Raw genomic sequence first — 15289 nt, 5'->3', positions numbered from 1 at the left:
CGATCCTACCATGCCCCGGCTCGCGGGATACCGCTCGGCCGTATTGCCACACCCCCTGCGTGCGCTACACTACGGACGCTGCACGCCGGGATGGTGGAATTGGTATACACGGCGCACTCAAAATGCGCTGGCTTCGGCCTTGTGGGTTCGAGTCCCACTCCCGGCACCAGGCCGGTGTAGCTCAGCTGGTAGAGCGTCTGATTTGTAATCAGAGGGTCGCGGGTTCGAATCCTGTCACCGGCTCCAATTTTTCAACGACTTACCTCACCCTCACACCCTCTTCCTGTCCCGCCCTCGCTGACTGGCAGCGAAACTGGCAGCGCTCACGCCGGCCTGCCCCGCCTGTGCCTGGACGTGACCGGCCACCGGCGAAGCAGATGGAAGGCGGTCCCTCGAATCGCGTGCACGTTCCCGGCGGGTATGGATGGACGGCCGGGCGGTCACAGGTGGCTAACAGGGCGCGGGGGCTGCGGACAGGCGCCGGAGGGACGGACGGCGGGCTGTGCACAGCAGGACGCGGGCCTGGTGACGGACGGACAGCGGGCCGGCCCAGAACGGACGCAGGAGCCGCGGGCACCCGAATACCGCGCCCGGCCTCAACAGACGCCCCGGGGGCAGGGCAACCGCCTACCCTAGGGCGCGATCCGCCCCCTGGGGTATTCCCGTCAGCGGTGGCGAGAGCCTACTCCCGAGGCCGCGAGAAATTTTTGCCCGATCAAAACCGATCGTCGCGGCAGGCATCTTCACCCTGTAGCATGGCGAACAGCCAGAATACCCCCGCCCAAAAAGCACCCAGTAGCATGGCCCCACCACCAAGCGAGAGGCCAGCCAGTGCAAGGGGAGCCGTAAAGAACGCCGCAACGCCGCCTGTGATCCAGAACCACCGAGCCAGCTCGCCCCTCATCCGCCAGCACTTCACCGCTGTCACAACCCGGGGCGCTCCAACCAGTACGATCATCGCCCCCATGCCGATCAAGAGCCAACGCGAGGCCGTGTCCCAGCGGCCCGGGTCGTCCTGGAGCCACAGGAAGATGAGGATCGCTCCGGCCAGCAGGGACAGACGATACGCGGCCGTCGAGATAATCTCCGGCAGGGACCTCTTTCGGGGCGGTTCGCGTCGGGCCATTACGGGTTCCTGCTCCTTGCGTCCGCGAACATGAGATTCCAGCAATCTCTGGCGTGTGCCCATTGCCGTAGCACCGGCAGCGCCTGCCCGATGCGGGCTCGCGGTTGCTCCCCCGGCGAGCTTTCCGGGCCTGCCGCTGCGTCCTGTGCCCGGAGGGGCTGCTGGGATTCGTCTGCCAGCGGCCCCACCTGTCGCCACCGGGGGCCGTGGTTGCGGGGCGACCGGCCGAACCGCCGAACTCTTGGCTCCCCAAACACCCCAGCACTCCCCACCCCCGTTATTACTGGCGATCCGCAGACAGCGCCCATGCAATGCCCCAGCCGATCAACACCGGGAGCATGCCCAGGACAATCCACCCACCCAGAAATTCGGCGAGATCGAAGGTCGCGGATCCACTGCCCACGCGGCTCGACGTTGCGGGCTGGTAGGCCATGTCGAAGAACATGACAAAGGTGAGCACCACCCAGACGACCGAACCCACAACCCCCGATCGACCTTTCCTGCCCAGCCGGTTCAGCTTCGACAGCATCAGCCGCCCCCCGCGTATGTTCGCCTCCCGGCGAGGATACAAAAGGTCCGCGCCGGTCGTCGTCCCCGTGGCTATTGGGCTCGGCCAGCTTGAGCGCATCGCCGCCATTCAATCCACCACCCTGTGCATTCTGTGCGGCTCTGACAGCCGGGCCGAGCAACCCACCGGAAAGGCTTGTGCAACGTCTCCCCAGCCAGCTCCATACCGGATGTTATGGTGTAACGCTCGTGAGGGCCTGAATTGGCGCGGGGACGGTTCAGTCCTGGTCGTCGTCCACATTCCGGCGACGCACCGCCCCCTCCACCTCTTTGATTCCGGAGCGCCCTGCCTCCAATACGATCTGCTGGAGTTCTTCGACCGACAGCTCGTTGAGGGGGCGATCATGGTCGCCCCTGGCGTTCGGGCCGGCATCGTGGCCGGCCATCTGGAGAGAGAAGCGGGCGGCCTGGAAACGCACCGGGGCCGGTGTGTCCTCGGAGTCCATGAGGTCCTCCAGGGTCCGAAGGGCCTTGTTGGCAACTCGGCCGGTGATCTGGCGCTCCCGCTCTTTCTGGAGGGCCGCTTTCACATGCCGCTGGCGGGTCAGTTCCCGAACACCCTGTGCCGGGTCCTTGTAGTTGTAGCCGGCAGCCTCCAGGGCGCGCCGGCCATCGCCACCGTTCTGCACGTACGCGTGCACGAATCGCTCCTGCTTCTCGGTCAGGCCGGTCGCCGGCTGAAACTTGCCGCCGCGCCCGTTCCGGATCACGCCCTCTTTCGCCGCGACGCCACCGCCGGCTCCTGCTTTCCCTTTCTGCATTTTCACCTCCCGCAGGTCCTGGGTGTCCGTCAGACGGAGGCCGCCGCTGTACCGTTCACGACCGCCCGCTGTGCCCGGGACACCGGGTCTACACCGAGCATCAGGCGCAGCCAGAAAACCCGCCACCAGTATCCAACGTCCTCGATCTCGTGGCCGGGGCGAGCCCTCCCGAGCGCAACATCGGTTCCGATGATTCGGGCCGGTAGATCGTCCGCACTCTTTTGCAGCCACGCGCGTTCCGCGTCGCTCAGGTTCCCGGCCGCGAGTCGCGCCTCTCGCCAGGCGGCACCCCTGGAGCGCGCCTGCTCGATCTCCTGATCATCCAGGCCGATCCGGTCCATCAGCGCGAGTGCACCCTCGGCCTTGTGCGCGCGGGATAGCGCGGGGAGCGCCGCGCCGCTTCCAGCCGGTGCACTACTCCCAAACCCGCGGCGGGCCTCAGCCACTGCCCGGCCCCAGCGCTCCCCGGCAGGCGCCTTCCTGGCGGACGTTTCGAGGGCCACAAGCGATTCTGGCGCATCGATATGCCACCGCGTGCCGGAATACGTCTTATGCACGGTCTCAAGGACAGCGCCGGCAAAGTACAGCAGGACCGCCCTCACCGAATCAAACTCCTCCATCAACCGTTGGTCACTGCCCGGAACGCCCTCAAGGCCCAGAGCGTTGGGGATGCCCACCTCGGCAGCCCAATCGCGCGGATCCGGCTCGGTCAGCGGGACATGGCACAGGTTGGGCATAACCGAACGCGCGATCTCGATCCGCAGGGCAAAGCCTTCGGAGTACGCACGCCCGGACGCGGGGATCACCTCCACTTCGGAGGCCCATCCCTCTCCGCGCACCCTGGACACCTCAACCCGCACCACGCTGTCGCCGTGCGCGGCTCGGACTGCCGCTTCGCCCAGTGCCGACGCAATGGCCGCCGCCGGGCTGCCGGCCGCGTTTCCGTGCCTCTGGTTTTCAGTCAATCCGTGTTCACTCATCGGTTGTTCCTCGTCTATTTGGTGTAGGTGATAGCTCGATACATCCCGCCACCCGTGCGTCCTGGCGGCCTGCCGGCCAGCTCCGGGCGGCGACTGGCCGGAACGGACACCGGGGCTTCCGAAGGCATGGGGCGCGTTCCGGCCAGAGCAGGCACAGGGGGCGGGGATACGGGCCGCATTTCGGTCGGGCCACCTGCCGGGTAGGCAAGATCCGCCACAGCTGGTCCCCCTGAGGCCGGTCCGTGATCCCCGGCGGTGCTACAGGCTGTCGTAGGTATATCCACCGGGGAGAGCCTATCGCGCCATTGCGCCGCATTGCGCCGTCGGCGCTGGCGCAATAGCCGGAGAACGGGGGATGGGGGCGGGCGCTCCATTGCGCCGCCCGCCCCCTCCCTATAGGCGGCGCAATAATGGAATACCCCACAGTGTCGTATATGGTGGAGAGCCCTCGCCGCACTCTTCGGCTACCATTGCGCCGCGACCCCGGCGCAATGGGATACCCCACGGTGTCGTAATCAGAAGAGGCCATCGTCATCGCCTCCATCGCCCCCCACTGTGCAGGGGTCGGGGCCACCATCCGCGCCGCTGGGCATGTCCTGCGCCATCAGCGATTCGCCCCCGTCATCCAGGCCATCGACCGGGCACAGATATGTCTGCCGCATGCCGCGCCGCTCCTCCTTCGGGAGCGTCCGATCTTCTATCCGTCCGCGGCCTTTCAACCTCTCCAGTGCTAGCCGAACCTGCTGGCGGGCCATGCCCATACCGGCGGCCGAGTCCTCCAGCGCACGCTTTGTGGGCCATTCGCCGCGCCCCATCCGCTGGTGCAACTCATTGAGCACGGTACGATCCTGCTCCGCGTGGACCTGCTCGGCGGACTTCGTTTCTTCCTCCGCGAACTGGAACGCGAAGCCCGTCCGCTTGATCCAGATCGTCCGCGCCTTGCCCCTCGGGGCGTAGCTGGTCTTCGCGGGATGCAGTTGCAGGACCTCGCTGTCTTCCAGGCTGCCCAGCGCTTCCGGCGGTCGAGCAGAACCCGCGGCCCCTGTGCCATCCCATCGGGTCAGCACGAACACCATTCGCGACCCGTCCGCCAGCGCGGACCCGCCGCGCCCGGAATACTGGTCGGTGGTTTTGTCGCGGGCGTTCGCCTTGCCCGTGTGGTGGATCAGCAGAACGCAGCACCCCAGCCCCCGGATGATCTGGCGGGCGGCGGCGATGATCCCCTGCTCGTTGTCGTTCGGGCGCCCTTCCGAGGTACCAAACGACACAACCGGGTCGAAGATCACCAGCACCGGCGGGTCGTCCTTGTATGCCTCTACAATCTGCCGTGCGACCGGTGTGGGTTCGATGTTTCCGTGGAGGTCGCGGGTGAGCTTCACGCCACCTTCCGAGACATCCCAAACCCCGAAGTTCTCGCGCACCCGCTGCTTCTCGCCTTCGGGGAGAAACAGGCTGTCCATGATCCGCTCGCGCCTGGCCGCTAGCTGCTCCCGCGCGTCCTCCCCGGTGACATAGAGCACCCGGCCCGAAGTCACGACCTCACGTCCGAAGGCGTAGGTGCCGAGCGCGAGGCCGATCCCTGCGCTCAGCACGGCTGTGGTTTTCCCCACCCCGCCCGGCGCGATCAGGGCCGCGAGGTCGGCGAACAGCAGACCCTCGACAATCTCCGTGGGCGTGAGGCGCGCGGCTTCGGCTTCGGCTTTTGATACCTGCGTCTCCGGCCAGCCCGGCACAACGATGGAGCCACCCTGTGTACTGCCCTCAACATCGGGCCGCGCACTGAACACGTCCTGCGGGTTGCGGCGGTGGGCGGCTGCAAATGCCAACGCCTTCGTCACCGTCCCTTTCAGATACGCCAGTGCCTTCGTGTCGTTCTGGCCACGGTGGTCAAGCGCAACGCTGACCACGGGGCCGGATCGCCAGAGCGCGGTCAACACCTGGTCCTGCGACCAGCCGCACCGAAGCAGATCGACAGCGGCCGCCTGGACCGCACGCGAGCGGTCCCCGTACTTGCGGTCGAACGCATCGCCCCCGCTGCCCTCCGGATCGAGAAGATCGTGCAGCCACTCCGGCGCACTCTCCGGCACCGATGGCAGATCGTCCTCGTCGATCAACTGGGGTTCGTCCACCGCGCTGCTGGCGGTGGTAACTGGTCCCGGTGACCGGAACGGGGCGAGCTTCTGGCGAAGTTCGTCCGCGTCCCACGTCGCGAGAGTGTTGAACGTCTTGCGTGCGGTGGCGGTCATAGCGCGCACACCTCGCCAGTCACAGTGATGAAGCGGGGCGCTCCGCCGGCTGGGTAGACCTCCAGATGCTCACCCGTAGAAGACCGCACCGCTTTCGGGCGGTCTGTTTCCACGAACACGTGAAAGCCTTCACCGGAGGGAGAAACCTCGGTATAGCTGCCCAGCGGCACGACCAGGTCGTCCCATAGTTCCTGGCCCGTCTCCGTGAGCGTGCCGGTGCCGGGGTCGCGGACGTTATCGAGGTCCAGCGCGACAAGGTTCCTCGCACAGGAGATGACGAAGCCCAGGCCGTCAAAGGGCCGACCGGACTGCTTCGCGGCCTCTAGCGCGGTCAGCGCTTCCTCGAAGCTGCCCGGTGTGTCCTCCCGCGTGCTGAAGGCATGGAAGGGCTCTCGCGGGTGGTACGGTATCTTCTTGGTCTTGGGCTGGCCGAACGGGGTGAGTTCATTTCCCTTTGGCTCGCGGCGATAGACGACCCAGCAATCCTGCTCTCGCATCCTCCGCGGAATGTTCTCCAGGTTCGCCGCGTTGTCCGGCGGGTCGTCATCGAATAGGCTGATCACAGTCGTCGAAGCGGTTCCCCCTGCGCCGGCGACATTTGCGCCCTGGTCCTCTGCCAGGGCGCGGTCTTTTGGGGCGATCATGTGCGGCCCTCCCGGTGACGCTCCCGCCACCCCTCGGGGTCCTCCAGATAGTCCAACACCTCGGCCTTGCGCCAGGCGACCCGCCGCTCTCCAAGCTGCAAACGCTTGGGGAAGCGCCCAGTGCGCTCCCAATTGCGCAGCACGGCGCGGCTTGGATTATCGAGCAGGTCCAGGACAGTCTTCTGTGAAAGGAAGCCCGCCCGCTCCAGGGGGGTCGAGTCGTTTTCTGCTTGCATTACCTCTGGCCTCTCCAAGATGGGCACAGAAGTAGGCTAATGGCGGTGATGGACTCTAGGGAGGGACAAAAACTGCCTATTTTCTCGCGCTGCCGGCTTGCGGGCCTCTCCCTCGGATTCGCTTCCTTTCTCGCTGGATCGCTTTCCGCATGGCATCGAACGACTTCCCGGTCTTGGCAGACAGGGCGTCCGCACTCCCGTTAAGGGAGCGACCAAATAGGGCATGGGGACGGACCATGCTCCGAACCCGTTTCCGCTCCGACATGCGCGCATCGTCCAACGGTTCCGCGTTCAGCCCCATCGCCTTTGCGACCGGGTGCCGCCAGTTCGCTTTCTTCTGGAAATCGACAGACAGGACGCCAGCCAGTGAGCGTGCCACCGTCCGAAGCGTCGTCATGGATGAAGTGCGGCCAGCGCGAACGTCCTGAACAAACTCCCTCGCCGCCTGCTTTCGCGCTTTAACCTGAACGGCTGGGAATTTCTTGGTGGCAGAGAACCCAAGCGCATGAGGCACCGGACTCTCCCGGTTGCTGTGTCTGCTGTAGTCCACCGATAGCGCTCCATCGAGCATACCCGCGACCACCGCCAGCACGTCCACCGGTGGCAACGCGCCTGACTCAACATCCGCCACAAAGTACGCAGCAATCTCCTTGCGCCCGTGGACGACCGTTTCCGGGTCCCCGGACTCGCAGTCACTCAACGCCCGCCCCACGTCTTCTGCGCACACCTGGAGCGGATCAAGTGGCGCGCCGTCATCTCGGCACCGGGCTTTGCGGCGTACGGTCACGCAGCCCCCATCGAAACGACCACCGCCCCCGGTGCCTCGCCCGCGAGCGAACGCTGGAGCCACGCGGCCCAGCGCTCCATCGCCGCACGCTTCTCGGTCAGATAGTCGTAGCGGTCATAGTGGCGCGACCCCACATCGGCCATTGCATGCCCCTGAATCCGGTTGCGGATCTCCAGGTCGATACCGGCCCGGCCGGCCAGCGTTTTCCATGTCCGGCGCAGGTCGCGCGGCTGGAAGCGCTCAAGCCCAGTGCGATCACAGAAGCGGCGGATGCCTTGCGATAGCGTGTTGGGCGGTAAGGCCTGCTGCGGGTTGCGCGGGGACGCGAACAGCCAGGGGGAGTCATCCACCCGGTGTTCGGCGATCTCATCCAGCAGCTCAAGGTGCCAGTCCGTGAGCGGAACCAGATGCGGTTCCCGGCTCAGGTTGTGCGCCCGATTCTTCCGGCGCTCCGCGGGCATCACCCACAGCCTTTCACTCCGGTCGATCTCGTCCCAGCGCATGCCCAACACTTCCTCGACCCGCTGCCCGGTGGCCAGCATCCAGCGCACCGCGTCCGAAACAACCGGCTCCGCCGCGAAGGTCTGGGTCTGGGTGACTTCGCGGCCCCGCCGCACGAAGGTCCGCGTCCGGGTGTACGGCTCGGAGAGCCCGAACCACACCGCGCGCACTTCGTCCGGCGACAGGTTCCGATTCCGAGGCAGCTCCCGCTTGGTCGCCTTCTCGATCTCACCGACCGGGTTGGTTTCCAGGTCGAAACGCGGTGCGAAGGACCGCAAAGCCGGATCACGCGCGGCGCGGCGCCCGACCTTGAACGCAGCGCGAAGGTACGAACGCACCCGGTTCGCCATCGTCTCCCCGGTGCGCCCTCTCGCCCGCGCCCTTTCCAGCACACGGGCGAGAATGTCCGCCACATCGTCCGGCGTCACATCGCGGGCGGGTTTCTTACCGACCACCGGGGACACGTCCCGCGCCCATATTGAGCGCACTTCATCCGCCCCCCGGTGCTTCCCCTGCATCTCCAGGTGATGCACGTACAGCGCCCCCAGCGCATCCATGTCGCCGCGCTGTTCGGCCTCGCGCTGTTCGGCTCTGGTGCGCTCGCGTTCCGCCTCCAGGTCCTCCAGCGGATCGCGCCCGGCGTTCACCGCGTCACGCGCTTCCCGGCACCGCTGGCGGGCGTCGGCCAGGGATACCCCCGGATACTCGCCCAGCGGCATCGTGCGCCGCTTGCCAGTCGTCGGGGACGTGAACGCGACGAAGAACCGCCGCGCCCCGGTCTTTGGCATCACGCGGATACCGAACCCCTTGAGCTGGGGGTCCGCCGATCCCTCGAAGTAGCGTTTCGGGGACTTCTCCGGCACCGGAAGCCCCTTGATCTTCGCGTCTGTCCACATGTCCGCCCCGTGTCCGAATGGTCAAAGGGTGTCGAAGAGCACCCACTCGGGCGAGCGAGCGGTTTCCAGACGCGACAGCGCGACGCGGGCCTCATCGGTCCGGAGCCGTCCGTGGCTACTGGCCAGCGACAGAAGTTCCCCTCCAACGAACGCTCGGACACCTTCCTCGCCCCCGGGCGTCTCGGCGAGCGATGGACAGTGGAGCAGGACCTGTCGGGCTACGTGATCAGTGGAGATCGGATGAAACTGGCAGGGTTGCAGTCCGGCAGCCGCCAGGTCGAATGCATCATCCATGTCCGCGACGAAGCCGTCCGGGATCAGGTGGTCCGGTACGTCAGGGAACAGGTATTGGCGTTCGTTCACCCGCAGGGAGCGGGCAGCGGTGCGCTCGGCGTTGTCGGCGGCGGTCGGGTGCAGTGCAAGGCTGGCGGTATGGGTCATGGCGGCGGGTCTCCCGGTTGGTCTCGGAACGCTGCCAGTCGATGAACTGGCAGCGTAACTGGCAGCGTTGGCAGCGTTCCACTACTGCCGTTAATTGCCATTAGTAACCAACGCTGGCAGCGCGGGTCAAGCGAAAACCTCGCTATTTCGCCACTTGCATACCCATGACCGGGTGATCTTTTCCGTCGTTATCCATGCCCAAGGGTGATTTGTAATCAGAGGGTCGCAGGTTCGACTCCTGTCACCGGCTCCATTTTTTCAGGTACTTGCCCGACCTCTTCCTGCCACCCTGGCCTTGGGGCGGCACCAGAGTGCACATTGTGATGCACCGCACCGGCCCCGAAGGGAGAGCGAACCGTGAGCGACGCGTCCGAAACCATCGTGATCCGGCCCGCCGTCCGTGCGTTTTACGGCCGATTGATCGTGCTGTTCCTGTTACTGGCGGGCGGACTGTCTGCACCCGCGGGCGTGTCATGGCTGGCCGGCCAGGACGCGGAATTCCTGCAGCGGATCGCGGCCACCAGCCCGCAGCTCCCGCTGCTGGGAGAGACCGGCGTCGGCATGCTGGGAATGGCGACGGGGATCCTGGGGGCGCTGATTGTGACGCTGTGGATCACCCTGTCCCGTTACTACTTCACCTGGACCCTGCATCCGGACTACATGCACGCCTCCATTGGTCTCGTGGCCAACAAGGAACGCGCGATGTACTACGAGAACGCGCGGATCCCGACCATCCGGCGCGGCATCGTCGACCGGCTGCTGCTGGTAGGGTCACTGGAGGTGTCATCCAGCGGCGGCGGCGACGAAGGCGAGTTCCACATGCAGCATGTCTCCAACCCCAAGCGCCTCAAACGACTGCTGATGGAACGCATCGAGGCCGCCCGCGCCCGGAATTGATCAGCTGGGGCGCTACAGATCGCTTCGCAAGCGTGATCTATCACCTGACCCGAGATTCCGGGCCACTTTACTCCCCGACAAGCTCCCGGTCGGGCTTCGCTCCAGCGCCCAAGACCCCGGATATCCGCTCTTTTTTCCGAGGCGGGCACCCTGTGCACGAGCGGATGCGATCAAAACCGTCGTCGTATGGTCAGACAGAGACCTTGATGCCGATGGCGAGCAACCCAGCCCATGACCTCCCCCCATCCCGAACACGACCGAACCGTTGATCCCGCCGAGGTGGAACGCTACCGCGCTCTGGCCGAGATGTGGTGGCAACCGGACGGAAAACTCTGGCCGCTCCACGTGCTGAATGGCCTGCGCAGCGATTACATCCGGGACCAGCTCTGCCGCTCGCTCGGACGGGATGCGAAGGCCGAGCGCCCCCTAGCCGGCCTGCGCATGCTCGACATCGGCTGTGGCGGCGGGCTGCTGAGCGAGGCCATGGCCCGCCAGGGCGCGGATGTACTGGGCGTGGACGTCGTCGACCGCAACATCGCCGCGGCGAGGCTGCATGCCGAGGAGCAGGGCCTGGATATACGCTACGAGTTCAATACGGCGGAGGCCCTCGCCGAGCGCGGGGAGGACTTCGACGTGATCCTGAACATGGAGGTGGTCGAGCATGTGGCGGATCTGCCCGCGCTCATGGCGAGCGTCAACCGCATGCTGCGTCCCGGCGGCCACACCTTCGTGGCCACCATCAATCGCAATCCGGTGTCGTTCGTGGTCGCGATCGTCGGTACCGAATACCTGTTCCGCATCCTGCCCCGGGGCACCCATCAGTGGAAGCGCTTTGTCACGCCCCGCGAAACACGCGATCTGCTGGCGCGGGACGGCCTGGAACCCGTGGCGCAGACGGGGGTGAAGGTGAATCCGCTCACCCGCCGGATGTGGCTGTCGCGATCCATGAGCGTCAACTACATGCTGCTGGCACGAAAGCCCGCCGACTGAAGGTCCGGTTCGCTGTATGCGCCTCCCGCTGATCCATCATCAGGGCTACACGATCGAACTGCCCGAAGGCCATGTGCCGGACGGACGCGCCGCCCTATTCCCGCCGTCGCGGGCGACCGCCCTAGAGCGGCTGTCGGATTTTGCCCCGCGTGCGGGCCATCACTACGCGGCCCGGCGCAACCACGATCCCGGACCCGGTGAACGCGACAACGTGTCGCTGCTTTCGCCCTACATCCGTCACCGGGCCATCAGCGAACACGAGGTGATCGCGCGGGTGCTGGCCCGGCATTCACCCGAGGCGGCCGAGAAGTTCGTTCAGGAGGTCTTCTGGCGCACCTACTGGAAGGGTTGGCTGCAGATGCGCCCCGGGGTCTGGCGGGCCTTCCTGGCGGAACGTGACATCGAACGGTCACTCCTTGCCGAAGACGATGGCCTGCGCGAGCGCGTCGCCGCGGCCGAGGCCGGACACAGCGGAGTCGAAGGATTCGACCACTGGGCCCGTGAACTGGTCACAACCGGGTATCTGCACAACCACGCGCGCATGTGGTTCGCGTCGATCTGGATTTTCACCCTGAGGCTGCCGTGGACACTGGGGGCGGACTTCTTCCTGCGCCATCTGCTCGACGCCGACCCCGCCTCCAACACCCTGGGCTGGCGCTGGGTCGCCGGCATCCAGACGCCGGGCAAGACCTACCTCGCGACGACCGACAACATTGCCCGCTTCACCGACAATCGGTTCAGCCCGCACGGTCTGGCGTCCGAGGCGCCCGCGATCCGCGACGAGAGCCCGCCTTCCGCCAGCGCCCTTCCGGCCCCGCGAACCCTGCCGCGCGGCCGGCGCGTGCTCCTCCTGTTGCATGGCGACGACTTCAGCGGTCAGGAAGTGTTGCCGGCGGGAACGGACGTGGCGTCAATCGCCGTCGCCCGGCGCGGCCACCCCGACATCCCCTGGCCCTTTGGTGCCACCACCGCCCACTGGGTCGATTCACTGGCCGAGGATGCGGCACGGCGCGCGGGCGAGACCCTGCAGCAGCCCGCAACCCTTCTCCCGCAACTCCACGCAGAGACCCTCCGGGCGCAGTGCGCCGCCGCGGGCGTGACCACCATCGCCACTCCCGAGGCGCCCGTCGGCCCCCTGGCCGAGGCCCTCGATATCGTCGCCCGCGAGCTGGCGGAAGACGGGATCGAAGTCATTCCGCTGCGCCGGACCTGGGACGATCTCGCCTGGCCACATGCCACCCACGGCTTCTTCCGCTTCAAGCGCCAGATCCCGGAACTGCTCGCCCGGAACGGCGTGTAGTGCCAGGCAGTCCGACAGCGCTCCTGTTGGATGCATGATGCATTCAGATCACGTCAGCACTGGCGAGTGGTCACCCCGTCAAAGATCAAAAAGCCAAACGAACGCAATCGGCTACGAGCCCCTGCGCCTGGTGTCTTCCTAAGCTGCCTGCGCGGCAGCGAACTGTCGGATGTGGCGGCTGAGCTGATCGGTCACTTTCTGAGCTGCCTGCGCGGCAGCGAACCTGATGATCCGGGCCCGGGGCGGTCTGGTCGATTTCTGAGCTGCCTGCGCGGCAGCGAACGATCAGACGGTCGGGACGTGGCAGGACGTGCATTTCTGAGCTGCCTGCGCGGCAGCGAATGATGTGCTCAGGGTCGAGAGCGTGGAAGGAGTTTTCTGAGCTGCCTGCGCGGCAGCGAACCACTCCCGGTTGATCCATGTAGCCGAGACGCTTTTCTGAGCTGCCTGCGCGGCAGCGAACCTCGTCATTCCATGCCCGCTCCACATCTGCGATTTCTGAGCTGCCTGCGCGGCAGCGAACGGGATGATGTAGCTGTCGCCCTCGCTGGGCGATTTCTGAGCTGCCTGCGCGGCAGCGAACGCATTCCTTGACAGCGAGAGCATCACGGCCGATTTCTGAGCTGCCTGCGCGGCAGCGAACGAGCGTTACTACGACACCTCCGCGCGTTTTCATTTCTGAGCTGCCTGCGCGGCAGCGAACCGAGCTTGCGACGATGCCGGGGATCATGCCGATTTCTGAGCTGCCTGCGCGGCAGCGAACCGCCCGAGACCATGGAGTGGCAAAATGACTAATTTCTGAGCTGCCTGCGCGGCAGCGAACTCCGAGCTCAGCGCAGTACCGATATAGATCGCTTTCTGAGCTGCCTGCGCGGCAGCGAACGCCACAGGCGCGCAGGTAGAGGGCGTCTATCATTTCTGAGCTGCCTGCGCGGCAGCGAACGATCCGGCACACCCGCCCCGGGATTTTGAGGCTTTCTGAGCTGCCTGCGCGGCAGCGAACTTGCCGTAGGGCGCTTCGCGGACGGCCGGGAGTTTCTGAGCTGCCTGCGCGGCAGCGAACCACCAGATGCGGGTGGTCGGTGTCGTCAGGTTTTTCTGAGCTGCCTGCGCGGCAGCGAACGGGTAACTGATGGCCGCGCGTGAACACCCTCTTTTCTGAGCTGCCTGCGCGGCAGCGAACCGGCTCGCTAGACGCTCGCGATGTGTGCGTGCTTTCTGAGCTGCCTGCGCGGCAGCGAACAGGCACCGCCAATCCCTCGCCGCCCACGACAATTTCTGAGCTGCCTGCGCGGCAGCGAACGGTGTCGAGTACGTCGGCCGCCTTGCGCAGCTTTTCTGAGCTGCCTGCGCGGCAGCGAACGTCGGACCCCGGCAGGCGTCAGGGTGGGCTTTTTTCTGAGCTGCCTGCGCGGCAGCGAACGGCCACGGCAAGATCCTCTCCGTCGACATCGATTTCTGAGCTGCCTGCGCGGCAGCGAACAACAGCTTCAGCTTCACCCCGCGGCATGCTCTTTTCTGAGCTGCCTGCGCGGCAGCGAACACCGTCCGCATCAACAGCTACGGCGGCAGCGTTTTCTGAGCTGCCTGCGCGGCAGCGAACCGCAAAGGAGGAGGTATTTGGACGCTGATTCGTTTCTGAGCTGCCTGCGCGGCAGCGAACGTCGTATCGTGACAATCTTTTGTGGAGCGAAATTTCTGAGCTGCCTGCGCGGCAGCGAACATGGCCCCCCGTTTTTTTTTGCGATGAGGTATTTTCTGAGCTGCCTGCGCGGCAGCGAACTCCTCCTGGTCAGCGTGACCGATCGCCGCATATTTCTGAGCTGCCTGCGCGGCAGCGAACCGGCAGACGATGATCGCGCGCTTCGATGGGGATTTCTGAGCTGCCTGCGCGGCAGCGAACCTAGAGTCTGCGCCCCTGTGCGCCCGGCCACTTTTCTGAGCTGCCTGCGCGGCAGCGAACAAAACCGCCTGCGCGCTCAACGGGACAGATCATTTCTGAGCTGCCTGCGCGGCAGCGAACCGCTTCGTGGCACTCGGACCAGTCCACCCGCATTTCTGAGCTGCCTGCGCGGCAGCGAACCGCGCGTGTCGGGCGGTCGGCTCAGGCTTTGTTTTCTGAGCTGCCTGCGCGGCAGCGAACGCCTTACCTTGAAAAGCCTCACGCGGTCCTGTTTTCTGAGCTGCCTGCGCGGCAGCGAACGTAGGGCGCGGCGAGGATCGCGGCGGGTCCGCTTTCTGAGCTGCCTGCGCGGCAGCGAACGACCGACACGACCGGCACGATGCCGCCGTTTTTTTCTGAGCTGCCTGCGCGGCAGCGAACACGATCCGCCTGTTCCTTGTCCTTCTCGCACATTTCTGAGCTGCCTGCGCGGCAGCGAACAAGGTCCTTCGGCTCCATCGGCTTGAACAGGTTTTCTGAGCTGCCTGCGCGGCAGCGAACAGCGCGGAACTGCACCAGCGCGTTTGCAGGCTTTTCTGAGCTGCCTGCGCGGCAGCGAACCCCGCCGTGTCCGGCTGCGCCCCGGTGCCAATTTCTGAGCTGCCTGCGCGGCAGCGAACACAAGGTGAAGCAATACAGCGCGGTTGCGGATTTTCTGAGCTGCCTGCGCGGCAGCGAACTACGGGAAAGATAGGTGTCGGGTCCCGGCTGTTTGTATACATGTTTACGAAATAAATCGGGGCGTTCCTGTTGCCAGGCCTTGAGTGTCTCAACCGGCGTTCGATGCCCCAGCGCTTTCTGCCCGATCTGATGGTTGTAAAGGCGCTGGTAGTCCTGGAGGGTGTCCTTCAGATGTTCTCCCGAGCCGAAGCGCCGGGTCCGCAGCAAGTCGGCGATGCGGCCGTTGAAGCGCTCCACCATTCCGTTGGTCTGCGGCCGTTTCGGCCGGATCAGACGATGCTCGATCCCGTGGTC

12 protein-coding genes, 2 tRNA genes, 1 pseudogene and 1 CRISPR repeat array are annotated in these 15289 nt (G+C 65.8%); of the genes and pseudogenes, 5 read left to right on the top strand and 10 right to left on the bottom strand.

The window, feature by feature from the left end; all coding sequences use genetic code 11:
* Positions 1-84 precede the first annotated feature (84 nt).
* Positions 85-169, top strand: a tRNA-Leu gene (locus D893_RS11345).
* A gap of 1 nt (position 170) precedes the next feature.
* Positions 171-246: transfer RNA gene (locus D893_RS11340), tRNA-Thr, on the top strand.
* 469 nt (positions 247-715) lie between these two features.
* On the opposite strand, the gene D893_RS11335 is transcribed toward D893_RS11340, so the two are convergent.
* From D893_RS11335 to D893_RS11290, 9 genes are all read right to left on the bottom strand, one after another.
* Positions 716-1126 carry a hypothetical protein gene (locus D893_RS11335; RefSeq protein WP_110619854.1) on the bottom strand — a complete coding sequence of 137 codons (411 nt, stop codon included), beginning with the start codon at positions 1124-1126 and terminating at the stop codon, positions 716-718.
* Positions 1127-1406: 280 nt separating this feature from the next.
* Positions 1407-1655, bottom strand: a complete 249-nt coding sequence (locus D893_RS11330) for a hypothetical protein (protein ID WP_110619853.1) — start codon at positions 1653-1655, stop codon at positions 1407-1409.
* Between the two features lie 256 nt (positions 1656-1911).
* Positions 1912-2454 (bottom strand): terminase small subunit, encoded by a 543-nt coding sequence (locus tag D893_RS11325; protein ID WP_110619852.1) that lies wholly within the window; start codon positions 2452-2454, stop codon positions 1912-1914.
* A gap of 29 nt (positions 2455-2483) precedes the next feature.
* A complete protein-coding gene (locus tag D893_RS11320; protein ID WP_110619851.1) occupies positions 2484-3434 on the bottom strand; it encodes a hypothetical protein in 951 nt (316 codons plus the stop codon).
* A 515-nt stretch (positions 3435-3949) separates the two neighbouring features.
* Positions 3950-5680 (bottom strand): AAA family ATPase, encoded by a 1731-nt coding sequence (locus D893_RS11315; RefSeq protein WP_110619850.1) that lies wholly within the window; start codon positions 5678-5680, stop codon positions 3950-3952.
* Positions 5677-6324 (bottom strand): hypothetical protein, encoded by a 648-nt coding sequence (locus tag D893_RS11310; protein ID WP_110619849.1) that lies wholly within the window; start codon positions 6322-6324, stop codon positions 5677-5679. Before D893_RS11310 ends, D893_RS11315 begins: the two co-directional genes overlap by 4 nt.
* Positions 6321-6560, bottom strand: a complete 240-nt coding sequence (locus D893_RS11305; protein WP_110619848.1) for an AlpA family phage regulatory protein — start codon at positions 6558-6560, stop codon at positions 6321-6323. Before D893_RS11305 ends, D893_RS11310 begins: the two co-directional genes overlap by 4 nt.
* 783 nt (positions 6561-7343) lie before the next feature.
* Positions 7344-8744, bottom strand: coding sequence for a site-specific integrase (locus tag D893_RS11295; RefSeq protein ID WP_110619846.1), 1401 nt, complete (start codon positions 8742-8744; stop codon positions 7344-7346).
* A gap of 21 nt (positions 8745-8765) precedes the next feature.
* On the bottom strand, positions 8766-9185 hold the full coding sequence (locus D893_RS11290; RefSeq protein ID WP_110619845.1) for a hypothetical protein: 420 nt from the start codon (positions 9183-9185) through the stop codon (positions 8766-8768).
* 357 nt (positions 9186-9542) lie between these two features.
* Here D893_RS11290 and D893_RS11285 point away from each other — a divergent pair, with 357 nt between their 5' ends.
* The 3 genes from D893_RS11285 to D893_RS11275 all read left to right on the top strand — a co-directional run bounded on the left by D893_RS11285 (position 9543) and on the right by D893_RS11275 (position 12372).
* Positions 9543-10082 (top strand): PH domain-containing protein, encoded by a 540-nt coding sequence (locus D893_RS11285; RefSeq protein ID WP_110619844.1) that lies wholly within the window; start codon positions 9543-9545, stop codon positions 10080-10082.
* A gap of 231 nt (positions 10083-10313) precedes the next feature.
* On the top strand, positions 10314-11072 hold the full coding sequence (gene ubiG, locus D893_RS11280; protein ID WP_110619843.1) for a bifunctional 2-polyprenyl-6-hydroxyphenol methylase/3-demethylubiquinol 3-O-methyltransferase UbiG: 759 nt from the start codon (positions 10314-10316) through the stop codon (positions 11070-11072).
* Positions 11073-11088: 16 nt separating this feature from the next.
* Positions 11089-12372: an FAD-binding domain-containing protein gene (locus D893_RS11275; RefSeq protein WP_110619842.1), complete on the top strand. Its 1284-nt coding sequence runs from the start codon at positions 11089-11091 to the stop codon at positions 12370-12372.
* Between the two features lie 135 nt (positions 12373-12507).
* Positions 12508-14994: direct repeats of the CRISPR family, unit length 28 nt; unit sequence TTTCTGAGCTGCCTGCGCGGCAGCGAAC.
* Positions 14995-15010: 16 nt separating this feature from the next.
* Here the strand turns inward: D893_RS11275 and D893_RS11270 are convergent.
* Positions 15011-15289: pseudogene (locus D893_RS11270) on the bottom strand (integrase core domain-containing protein); the annotation flags it as partial.

The organism is Thioalkalivibrio sp. ALE21 (genome assembly GCF_003208255.1).
Lineage (GTDB): Bacteria > Pseudomonadota > Gammaproteobacteria > Ectothiorhodospirales > Ectothiorhodospiraceae > Thioalkalivibrio > Thioalkalivibrio halophilus.
Note: the sequence above shows the minus strand (reverse complement) of the source record. Positions and strands in the feature narration are given on the sequence as shown.